Source organism: bacterium (assembly GCA_030247525.1).
Lineage (GTDB): Bacteria > Electryoneota > JAOADG01 > JAOADG01 > JAOADG01 > JAOTSC01.
The window spans coordinates 1-10,826 of the sequence record JAOTSC010000114.1; the positions used below are offsets into that span (position 1 = coordinate 1).

The window sequence follows — 10,826 nt, forward strand, 5'->3', positions numbered from 1 at the left end:
CTGCGAAGGAGTTAGGAGCGCCGTTCGATTTGGTGCAATACGTCGCCCAACATGGAAAACTTCCGGTACCGAATTTTGCCGCTGGCGGCATCGCTACTCCCGCCGATGCGGCATTGATGCGAACCTTAGGCGCCGAGGCGGTATTCGTTGGCAGCGGTATTTTCAAATCGACCGACCCGCTTGCCCGCGCCGAAGCGATTGTTCGCGCAACGACCTATTGGGACGATCCGAAAATCCTGTTAGAAATCTCGACTGGTCTCGGCGAACCGATGCGCGGCTTGGCAATGGAGCAGATTCCCGAGGCGGAGCGGCTTGCCCCTCGCGGCTGGTAAACGTTAAAATTTTCCGTAAAGAAACACCAGATTCCCTGACGAATCTGGTGTTTTGATTATATTTGCTTGGTTCCATTTTCTTTGATACCGATATTAGGAAGTAATGTGGGAACAACTATGCTGAAAAAGTTACCGACAATCCTCCTCTGGTTAACCAGCGCATTCATCCTCCTTTACGCGTCCGCATACTTTACCGATGAAGCGGGTAAACTGTTCCGGTGGCGCGCATCAGGTGACATTAATAGTCAAATCGAGCGCTCAGGCGATTCGACGTACGTTTTCATCGCAGTCGACGCCTCCGAATTCGTTAGTGGAAAACTGCCGGCGGTACGCGATACCGTTGTTATGATTGGCGACTCATTAGTAACCCGGGCAAACTTCAGTAGATTGACGGATTCGCCGATGTCGGTGGGGGCAAAGCTTCCCATCGCATTTTTACATCGCGGTGTACGAGAAACGGCGGTAATTCGTATTAGCGCTTTGGACACATCAATTTATTATCCGTTGGTTTTCTTTGAAATCCTGCGCATCATCATCGCATTTACCTTCATCGGCTTAGGAATTTGGGCATTCTGGAAACGGTCAGAATCGGAAGGAGTGCGCGTTTTGACGCTCTTCTGCTTCTCATTCGCCTCATTTACCATCGGGAGTGTTACCGCAATCTCCGATGAGTTTCAAGTATTTCAAATTCCCTTCCTCCTTTCGTTAAAAACGATTATCAGTAACTTTTCGGCATTTTTCGGTGCGATATGGCTGCATCTACAATTGGTGTTTCCCCGCCGCAATTCGTGGTTGCAAAAACGTAAATGGGCAATTCTACTCGTTTACTCCCCTCAAATCCTCACATTTCTGTCATTAGCATTTCCGGCTGCGGTAAATCGGAATATTTCCAATATGCTATTCCCTGCCTTGATGGTAATCCAGTTCATGCTTGGTTTCTACTTTCTATTCCGGAACTATCAGCGATCGAAAGACGCACTGGAAAGACGGCAGATAAAACTTGTTTTGATTGGTTCAACACTTGGTTTAGCACCGCTCGGTATTCTCATTCTCATTTTTATTTTTTATCCACAAATACAGTACTGGTCAACCGGAGAAAAGCTTCTCTTGATCATACTTGGTTTCATCGGACAAACGATTACCCCCTTTACCTACGTGTATGCGATGGGCAGGTATGGCATCCTCGATGTCGAAGCGAGGCTTCGTAAAACCGCCCGCTACTTGCTTACTACGGTTGCACAACTCGCATTGGTGTTTGCCGTAGTGTATGGATTCAGTCAATTCTTGCTACGAAACACCGGAACTGACAGTCGAGGATCGACGCTTTTTATTGCTATCCTGTTGACGATGGGAGTATCCCGGGTGCAACAACGAGTCCAGGGTGAAATCGATAAACGACTGTATCCGGAGCGGTACAATTTGCGGAAAAACTTTGCCGAGTTTCTCCAGCAATTATTGGCAATTCCTGATCGCGAAACACTTTGGAGCGAATTACGAACGCGTCTTCGCAGCGGGTTGTTGATCGATAAGGTTGTACCGGTGCTACGCGATAGCGAAGCGTCCGGTTTGCTCCAAGCGAAATTGACGAATGCTCCTTTTGAGGATGAAAGCGAACTAATCGGTTTTCTGCAATCGGAACAACGTCCGACAATGGTTGACGAGATGATCGAAAGCGGGCGCTGCAAACTTTCTCAGCAGGAGATCGATTGGCTGCGCAACAATAAAATCGCGCTCATCGTTCCGCTGGTCGTGCAGTCGCGATTAACTGGATTCCTCGGATTGGGATTCAAAACAAGTCAACAGGATTTCACTCCCAACGATATGACCATACTCTCTTCTTTGGGAGCACAAATTGCGATGGCAAACGAAAACCTGCGGTTGTTGGAAGAGAATGTCGAGAAACGCCGGTTAGAAGAACAAATGCGGATTGCCCGAACAATCCAGTCGGGCTTTCTGCCACAAACAATTCCCATCGTTCCGGGTATTGAAATCGCAGGAATGACCAAGTTTTGTCTCGATGTCGCGGGTGATTATTACGATATCATCCCCTTGGAAGACGGCAGAACGGTACTAACAGTTGGCGATGTGATGGGAAAGGGTGCCGGGGCGGCTTTGCTCATGGCGAACTTGCAGGCGTCGCTCCGTACCGCCGTTGGCGGTTCGATTTCGCTCAGTGAAATGGTATTCCGGATCAATGAGTTAATTTATCGCAATACACCTCCAGAACAATTCATCACTTTCTTTGTCGGGTTGTTCGATCCAGCCAATAAACAACTCGCCTATGTGAATGCAGGACACAATCCTCCTTTCGTTATCCGAGATGGTAAGAAGTATTCCGAACTAACCGAAGGTGGTCCTTTGTTAGGAGTCATTCCCGGGGTTCACTATCAACAAGGAGAATATGCACTCGTTTCCGGTGATGTGGTTCTGCTGTTCACCGATGGTGTTACCGAGGCGATGAATTCCTCCACCGAAGAATTTGGTGAACAGCGATTAACCGAAGTCGTAGTCAATGGACATGACAATCCGGCAAATGATGTGCTCATCAGTATTGAGAAAGCAGTCACTGAGTTTCATGGCTCGAGCAGTTTCGAAGATGATTTCACGTTACTGTTGGTGAGGGTCACCTAACAATTTCTTTACGAATCGAATTGTGCGATGAGCGGTTCACAACAGAATCCGACCGAAGCGTGGTACCGCGCAAAGCGGGAAGAAATGGTACGCACACAACTTGTTGCCCGGGGAATTCACGATCCATCGGTGCTACGAGCGATGCAGGAAGTGCCGCGCCAGCGGTTTGTTCCCGAAATGATCCGTAATGAAGCATACGACGATTCACCGCTGGTTATAGGATACCACCAGACGATATCGCAACCATTCATCGTTGCCTACATGCTCGAACAACTTCACCTGAATTCAACCGAACGGGTCTTGGAAATCGGATTGGGTAGCGGTTATCAAGCCGCCGTTCTATCGCGTATCGTGCACGAAGTTTACGCACTGGAAATAATCCCGGAATTAGCAAAATTGGCGAGTCAAACGCTTAGGGAATTGGGTTTCGCTAATGTTCATACCGACTGTCGAAACGGTTGGGAAGGTTGGCGAGAACACGCTCCGTTCGATGCTATCATTGTTGCTGCTGCCGCCGAGAGACTCCCGGAAACTCTCCTCGATCAATTGGCGGAGGGAGGTCGGATGATTCTTCCGATAGGTGATTCCCGGACTTCGCAAGTCTTACGTTTCCTCCAAAAGAAAGCGGGAAGTGTAATCGAGCAAACTGGGATAGCAGTCATGTTTGTTCCCCTTATCGATCCGAGGGAATAGCAACAAATTGCAATTGATCTGTTTTTCTATTTAATTGCATTTGGGTTAGGAAATTTGATATATAGTGGCAAGACTAATTATGAGGTGGAAAATGGTTCGATACGTTGTGATGATTAGTATGCTCTTATCAGCGATTCCGGTTTTTGGCATACCGTTCGGTGTGGAAATGAGTTCGTACCGGGAAAGTGATTTTGGTGCGATTCCGGTATATCGAAGCGGAATTGCGTTACCGCAAGGGACACTAATTCAAGTAATCAGGGATGGTGGCAACCAGATGATTGATGCCCCCAGCGCAACCGGACTCCCCGGCGGCGACGACATCCATTGTGCAATTTTCACGATTGGGCATGGAACTGACACGGTTGGTACTTTTTCGATTTTGGTCACTGCATTTACGGATTCGGCGGATCGACTTCTTCCCCAGTATCTAATTTCGGGAGATCGGTTTTATCTTCGGATTTGGTGTAATGAAACCGTATCGATTCCGGTTACTCCCGAATCCAATTTCGTTGGTTGCTACTGGTCGAATACGAGCTTCTTTACTTGTCCTCCCTTTGAAGCAAGCTGGTTCGACATCCAAGTGTTGCCAAACTCGCAGAATCCTGTGTGGACATTGTTACAAGGGTCTGCAGCTCCGGAATCAGAAGCGATTGTCCCCACTCTCTTTTCGTTGACCGCTTCTCCGAATCCATTCAATGCAACGACAACTATCCGGTTTAATCTTCCACAAGCCAGTCTGGTGCAGTTGCAGATCGTAAACGCGCTGGGTCAGACAGTAGCGCCCATTATCCATCAACAGTGGTATTCTGTGGGAATGCATCTGATCCAATGGGATGCCGGGCATTTTCCTGCCGGGATTTACATCGCTCGCTGCCAATCCACGTTTGGAACACAGCAAACAAAGCTGGTGCTCTTGAAGTAGAATGGATTTGATGCTTAGAAACAAAGCGAGGTCTCCGCCTCGCTTTTTGTTTTCTCGCCGACGATAGTAGCATTGCCATGACAAATCGTTGTATCATTAGGTATTCATTCGGAGATTGTTCATGATTGGGCGTATCCACTGGAAAACCACCTTTTTCTTCGGCAGACTTTTTCTCCTGCTACTGTTGGGGTTTGGGTTGGGCTGCACCGAGTCGACCACCAAATATTTCCCGGATCAGGGACCACACCTACGCTCCATCACCCTTGAGCCAAATTACATTTCGCTGATTCCCGGCGCAGTTCGTCAGCTTACTGTAATACTGCGGGATGCCGATAGTAATTTGGTTGCGGGTAAATCTATTCAGTGGTTTGTCGGGAGTCCCGAAGTTGCACAAGTCAGCGAATCCGGTGTCGTAACCGCTGGCGCTAATCGTGGCCGCACTTACATCCAAGCCAGTGTGGAGGGGTTGTTCTCCAATCCAGTGGCTGTTAATGTGACATTACCTCCCACTTCGCTTTCGGTTGCACCCGATTCCGCATTCTTATTGGTTAGTGGATCGATTCGCATCAGTTGGGATATTCGCGATTCGACAAACGCATTGGTGAGCATACTACCCAGTTTTACTTCCCGCGATACAGCAGTCGCGCTGATCGATCAAACGGGAATTGTTACCGGACGGGCGACGGGGGAAACGAAGATTCTCGTGTCTGTTGGTTCGCTCAATGATAGTGTAGCAGTATCGGTTTACTCCCGTTACGATTCGTTACATGTCTCACCGGCGGAAATGTCGCTTACCGTCGGCGAACATGGGCTGTTTAGTTCAATCGCATACATCGGTCATTCACCCTATTATCCAACCGGTGTACAGTGGCGGGTGTTAAACGGTTCGATTGCGTCAATCTCAAGCAGTGGTACAGTAACAGCACTTGACTCTGGAACCACTGAAGTAGTCGCTGCGATTGGCAATGTCGTTTCACGCGCTTCACGACTTGTTGTAACCCGGGCGAATATATCGACTGATTATTTACTCATTGGCACCGACAACACAATCACACAGGTTAGCGTTGAAAGCCGTTCAACCCTTGCTCACACCATTCCACAACTGGGAACCATCCAACAAATCCGGCGCAGTCCCGATGGGCAGTATGCGATGGTATCTTCTTCTAATCAAAATGTCTATCTGATAGACTTAGCAAACTATTCGGTTGTGGCATCCACCTCTGAATGGATAACCGATAACCAACCGTTAGCATGGTCACCTGATGGTTCCCGTGTATTAGGAATGTCCCGCGATAGCGTCTTATGGCAGTGGCATTTTAATGCACCAACAGCGACTCCCACCCCGTTACGCGAAAGTGTTAGTGGCGTTACCTACCTATGGTCGCATGCAGCAACAATTGCCGACACAATTTGGCTGGTTACTGCTGAGCGCAATCAACAGCCCTATTATCATTATGCAATCGGTTTCTCGGGAATTACCCTCGATAGCATAGCCTTTGACCAATCATCATTCGGTACGATTCGCGACTATTCAGAGAACAGCGCGTGGGAAATCACATCCGACCGTTTCCGACAGATTTATTGGGACGATGGAGTTAATCGTTTGCAATTCGGATCAGCTGAGTATCCGCGTAGCAACCTAAGGAGCATTTTAGCAGTAGCTCGGGACGGTACAGTCGCACTTGCTTTAACCAATGAAAATACGGTAGCTCGATTTGCAATCCCACCGCTAACAACCGAAGTCGTCGTCCGTGGGGCATCGGACTTCTCACACTTTGCTGTCTATGGTAACCCGTTGGAAGTCTATGGCTCTTCAAGTACCGAGCGGGTGTTCCGAATCAGGGGGTTGGAAGAACCAGATTACCGGTGGTATGAGTCTCCTCATCAGGTTTTAGCGCTTGATCGGTAAAGTATGATGCTAACTTTCTCATCTTGTTTTAAGTTGGTAGCCACGGGCTTTAGCTCGCGCACAGCTAACACAAATAAAAATAAACGCGGGCAAAGCCCACGGCTACCAATTGTGAGATGGTTGCATACAATGTATCAATAACTGAATCGGGAAGAACTGAATATAATTGATCGGTAGCGAGTGAAGTGAGAGTCGCCGCTCACCCCATCGCTTTTTCGACCGCTTCCGATAATTCCACCAATCCAAACGGTTTCGGGAGAGCTAAAACAAAGCCATGTTCCGTTGGGTTTTCCATCCGAGGATCATTGATGTCGCCCGAGGTAACAATTGCTTTCACATTGGGATCGACTTGTTGGAGGAGCGCAACTGCTTCACTGCCACCGGTTCCTTCCGGGATCGTTAGGTCGAGTATTACTACATCGAAACGATTACCAGCGGTGAGCGAATCGCGGTATTTCGCCACAGTCTCGATACCATCGTCTGTACACACACAGGAATGACCATGCACCGAAAGAATCATTTCGTACAGCCGTTGTAACGCTTTTTCGTCTTCAAGAATCAGAACACTCGCCACGCTTTGTCCTATCTTCCCGTTCATGGAGTTATCACCGGTTCGCAATCCAGTACAGATAGAAAAGTACGATTTATCGTTTCTCTCCGCAAGTAAGATCGTTGCAAGGAACAACCGTTATGAATGTTGCTATCGTAATCGATTGCTAATTCCACTCGATGGGATGAGTAATCGTTTCTGCGCGGTTTGCAGAAAGCTGGTGGGAACTTATTCATTTGTTTTTGCGTGTAATTGAACAGTAAGTTGCACCATCGCAGCCGGGGTAAGTTACGTATTTTATTGTATTCGTAGTATCGGTTTTTCGTTTTATAGGGGGAAGAATGGTTGGGAAGAAGTTAATGCTTGCCACGGCGCTCGTTGTCGCAATGGCAGTCACTGCGTTTGCTTGCGGCGGCAAATGTGAGAGCAAATCGAAGACCGCGTCAAACAGTAGTGCGACCACGAAAGTCATGGTTGCCGGCGGTGAAAAGTGTGCGGTGAAAACCGCCGAGATGAAGGACGGGACATGCCCAGCTGGCGCTTGCACTGAAAAAACCGCCGAGATGAAAAAAGCAGGACATTGTGAAGCGGGCAGTTGTTCAAAAGATGCGAAGCATACCTCTACCGGCACGACCTCGAAGACAATGGTAGCGGGCGGCGAAGGTGTCGTACAGACTGCGATGGATACCAAAGTTGTCGATGGGAATGTTTATTCGTTAGCCGATGGTTCAAAGCGTTTTCTTTGCCCGGTGATGCTGGCGCAGGGAGACGTTAAAGATTCTCCGGAGTATAGCGACTACAACGGGAAACGGTATTATCACTGCTGCCCGGGTTGCAAAGATAAATTTGCCGACAATCCGAGCAAGTACCTTGATGCTTTGGTGATTCCGGCAAACGTCACGAAGGTCGATGGGAAGAAGCTGACCTTTCTCTGTCCGGTGACGAAGGAAGAAGGCATCGTCGGAAAAGACACCCCGTATGTGGATAACGGCGGCAAGCGGTATTACCTCTGCTGTGCAGATTGTAAAACCCCCTTCACCAAAAATCCATCCAAATACTCGATGTAGTGGGTGATAGGTGATGGGTGTTGGGAAAAGATGGTGAAGGGTGTAAGGCGTAAGGTGTAGGGTAAGGGCGGACTCCCATGTCCGCCCTTTTTTGTTATATCCTAATAATGGTGGATACGGGCTTCCAAGCCCGTTTTTTGTATGGGTGGTTACCGGTCTCCCGACCTGTAAGAAAAGAAATGCAATTGGGGAGAATCGCCAGTACCCAACGTTTAAGGGCGGATGTTAGCCGCCCTTACGAACGGGCTTGGAAGCCCGTAACCACCACAATAAAATTCGACCCCTACTCGACTTTCTTCATCACTGGTTGTGATACTTGCCCACCTAACCGATGTAATACATCCTCTTCTGACGTACCTACCGGGAGTTCCCGCACAACTCTATCAATTGCATCACCATCGCCGATCCATGCCCGCACTTGGTAATACATCGAGCTACTGAATTGTGCGGCGTACAAATGGGTATAGGTGGTAGCATTCGCTCCCGATGTTAAACCGAGAAATGCATAGCTATCGGTATAGAGATTCTTGAAGAATACGAGATAATATGTAACGGTTAGCGGTACTCCACCGAGCGAAGTATCGACCCGATCCCATTGCAGGTTGATGTCGTTGCCGGTTCTAACGATAGCGAGATTGCCCGGTGCCGCCGGAACGTAGGAAGAGATTCCCGACACGTGAAAACGCAGGGTATCCTCATTGATGGCATTACTGATTAGCTGCAATTCACCGGAAAATGTTCCCTGCGCTTCCGGTGCAAAATACAGCCATGCCCGCAAGGTATCACCGGGAGCAACCGAGTTGGCAGAAAATTCTCCCCAGTAGAACGGTGGCGCGTCGATGGGAGTAAACCCGGTAAACGCACGATTTCCTGCGATTCGGATACGTGCTAAGGTGGAATCAAAGAGCGTCGGTTCCGTCGTCGGGAAGGTTAGCGTCGTTGATATTGGATACGCGTAGGTTCCGTTTCCGGTACCAGAGAGCAGAATCGTGTGCTGATTATACGGTTGCTCGTAAGTGAGGATGAATTGATTGTTGTATGATAGCGTCGAATCGGGGGCAAAGCGTACCCAAATCCGTAAGGTATCATTCACTGCAATCGTTGAGTCGGTATTATCGATTCGGAGTGAGAAGGCGTTCGAAGCGGGAGGCGTGATCGAAAGATATTGGAAAGGAACGTGATTTGGATTGGCGATTTTGACCAGTGCCGAATCAGTCGAATGAACATTCGTATTCGGGAAGTTGAGTTGCCCGGATGAGAGATACAAATTGGGATTGAGCCAAATGGTGAAATTGGCATCGCTGGTGTCGCCGATAGCAGGATTCGCAACTGATGTAATGCGAATCCGAGCGGTCGTGGTTGCTGGTGGCGATACTGTCCACAACTCCTCACCATCATTCGGCGTATTCGCAAATAACATCTCCCAATTCCCGGAAGGATAGTTGCGATTTAACTCGATGTTGACGTTACCGGTGATTCCAATACTTGCCCAACGGATGGTGTCTTGGGTGCCGGCTTGGAATGAGTTTCCACCATTGGGGGATACTACATTGAAATTCGAGATCACACCTCGGTAAAGTATACCAGCTGTTGTTGCAAATAAAATATTTGACTCTACATAAAGCAACGACCTAATTACAATTCCACTTAAACCTGCCAAACTCCAGTTTAATCCGTTATCTACAGAAGAGTAAACGCCATTAGAAGTTCCAATATAAATCGTGCCATCTGATGAGATTGTAAATGGAGTATTACCAGGATCAGCATTAACGATGAACCCAGGAGTTGTGGTAACCCAAGTGTTCCCATTATCAAGTGAACGATACATTGGAGTTCCTGAAGACATAACAGCAAGTACAACACCAGAAGAAGTAACAAAAATATTCTGAAAAACACTCGTGCTAGTAGGGTATAGAACTCTTGTCCAGTTGCCACCAGCATTAACAGAGCGCCAAAGTCCATCTCCGGTTTCTGGATTATTATTGAGCTTTTTACCTGCAAACACAGTTCCATTTACATTGGAGGCTATTCCATGTACCCAAGTTGACTGTAGTACTTGACTCCAATTCGAACCGTTGTCTACAGATTTATAAACACCGCCGTAAGAACCAGAATACACTACACTTGGAGTTCCTAATGAAAATGAAAGAATGTGTGGTGTGGTAAGTGTTGTAGAAATCCAACTAGAACCGTTATTTGAAGAAAGGAACACCCCACCACCCCACATTGTGCCCACAAGAATGCTCCCGTTTGAGGCCATCGTCATTGTAGTCTGTGCGGTTGGAACGGTTCCGGTTTGAGTCCAACTAAGTCCGTTATCTGTTGATAAATAGACTCCATTTGCTCCAGTTCCTACTAAAGATCCAGCAGCGACTAACTCTCCATTAGAACGTAGCGAGATGTTCGAGCAACCACTTGAACCTGTTTGCTGCCAAGTTACGATTTGAGTAAAAGCTGAGGTTGAGAACAGTAGGAGGTAGAATGACGTTGTATAGAGTCGATTCATCATTAATGTACTCCCAAATGAGGATTTTGAAATTGTGAGGGGGGCGAATTCAATTCGACCCGGTGCGGCGAACGCCGCAAACATGGGCTTATTCCATATGCCTACTACGGGTGGTTACAGGTCTCCAGACCTATACAATTGGAACAGAATAAGCGAAGACAGGCTTGGAAGCCCGTAACCACCACTACATCGTAGGACAGACACTCTTGTCTGTTC

General features: G+C 48.0%; 8 protein-coding genes. 6 read left to right on the plus strand and 2 right to left on the minus strand.

Annotated elements, in window-relative coordinates; genetic code table 11:
* The 5 genes from OEM52_10565 to OEM52_10585 all read left to right on the plus strand — a co-directional run.
* Window positions 1-332, plus strand: a 332-nt coding sequence (locus OEM52_10565) for a pyridoxal 5'-phosphate synthase lyase subunit PdxS (protein MDK9700575.1), incomplete at its 5' end; no start/stop codon positions are given.
* Between the two features lie 117 nt (window positions 333-449).
* Complete coding sequence (locus tag OEM52_10570) at window positions 450-2,963, plus strand: SpoIIE family protein phosphatase (GenBank protein ID MDK9700576.1); 2,514 nt, start codon at window positions 450-452, stop codon at window positions 2,961-2,963.
* Between the two features lie 27 nt (window positions 2,964-2,990).
* Window positions 2,991-3,656 (plus strand): protein-L-isoaspartate(D-aspartate) O-methyltransferase, encoded by a 666-nt coding sequence (locus tag OEM52_10575; protein ID MDK9700577.1) that lies wholly within the window; start codon window positions 2,991-2,993, stop codon window positions 3,654-3,656.
* A 91-nt stretch (window positions 3,657-3,747) separates the two neighbouring features.
* Window positions 3,748-4,578, plus strand: a complete 831-nt coding sequence (locus OEM52_10580; protein MDK9700578.1) for a T9SS type A sorting domain-containing protein — start codon at window positions 3,748-3,750, stop codon at window positions 4,576-4,578.
* Window positions 4,579-4,699: 121 nt separating this feature from the next.
* The gene (locus OEM52_10585) at window positions 4,700-6,487 is read left to right on the plus strand and encodes an Ig-like domain-containing protein (protein ID MDK9700579.1); all 1,788 of its coding nucleotides are present in this window, start codon (window positions 4,700-4,702) and stop codon (window positions 6,485-6,487) included.
* Between the two features lie 199 nt (window positions 6,488-6,686).
* Here OEM52_10585 and OEM52_10590 read toward each other — a convergent pair whose 3' ends face one another.
* On the minus strand, window positions 6,687-7,085 hold the full coding sequence (locus tag OEM52_10590) for a response regulator (protein MDK9700580.1): 399 nt from the start codon (window positions 7,083-7,085) through the stop codon (window positions 6,687-6,689).
* Between the two features lie 293 nt (window positions 7,086-7,378).
* Here OEM52_10590 and OEM52_10595 point away from each other — a divergent pair, with 293 nt between their 5' ends.
* Window positions 7,379-8,104, plus strand: a complete 726-nt coding sequence (locus OEM52_10595; GenBank protein ID MDK9700581.1) for a YHS domain-containing protein — start codon at window positions 7,379-7,381, stop codon at window positions 8,102-8,104.
* 283 nt (window positions 8,105-8,387) lie between these two features.
* On the opposite strand, the gene OEM52_10600 is transcribed toward OEM52_10595, so the two are convergent.
* Complete coding sequence (locus OEM52_10600; GenBank protein ID MDK9700582.1) at window positions 8,388-10,613, minus strand: hypothetical protein; 2,226 nt, start codon at window positions 10,611-10,613, stop codon at window positions 8,388-8,390.
* Between the last annotated feature and the right edge of the window lie 213 nt (window positions 10,614-10,826).

Excerpts from the sequence above, each read along its gene's own strand:
- OEM52_10570 (MDK9700576.1), top strand. The coding sequence starts at position 450 with ATGCTGAAAAAGTTACCGACAATCCTCCTCTGGTTAACCAGCGCATTC.
- OEM52_10575 (MDK9700577.1), top strand. The coding sequence starts at position 2,991 with ATGAGCGGTTCACAACAGAATCCGACCGAAGCGTGGTACCGCGCAAAG.
- OEM52_10580 (MDK9700578.1), top strand. The coding sequence starts at position 3,748 with ATGGTTCGATACGTTGTGATGATTAGTATGCTCTTATCAGCGATTCCG.
- OEM52_10585 (MDK9700579.1), top strand. The coding sequence starts at position 4,700 with ATGATTGGGCGTATCCACTGGAAAACCACCTTTTTCTTCGGCAGACTT.
- OEM52_10590 (MDK9700580.1), bottom strand. The coding sequence starts at position 7,085 with ATGAACGGGAAGATAGGACAAAGCGTGGCGAGTGTTCTGATTCTTGAA.
- OEM52_10595 (MDK9700581.1), top strand. The coding sequence starts at position 7,379 with ATGGTTGGGAAGAAGTTAATGCTTGCCACGGCGCTCGTTGTCGCAATG.
- OEM52_10600 (MDK9700582.1), bottom strand. The coding sequence starts at position 10,613 with ATGATGAATCGACTCTATACAACGTCATTCTACCTCCTACTGTTCTCA.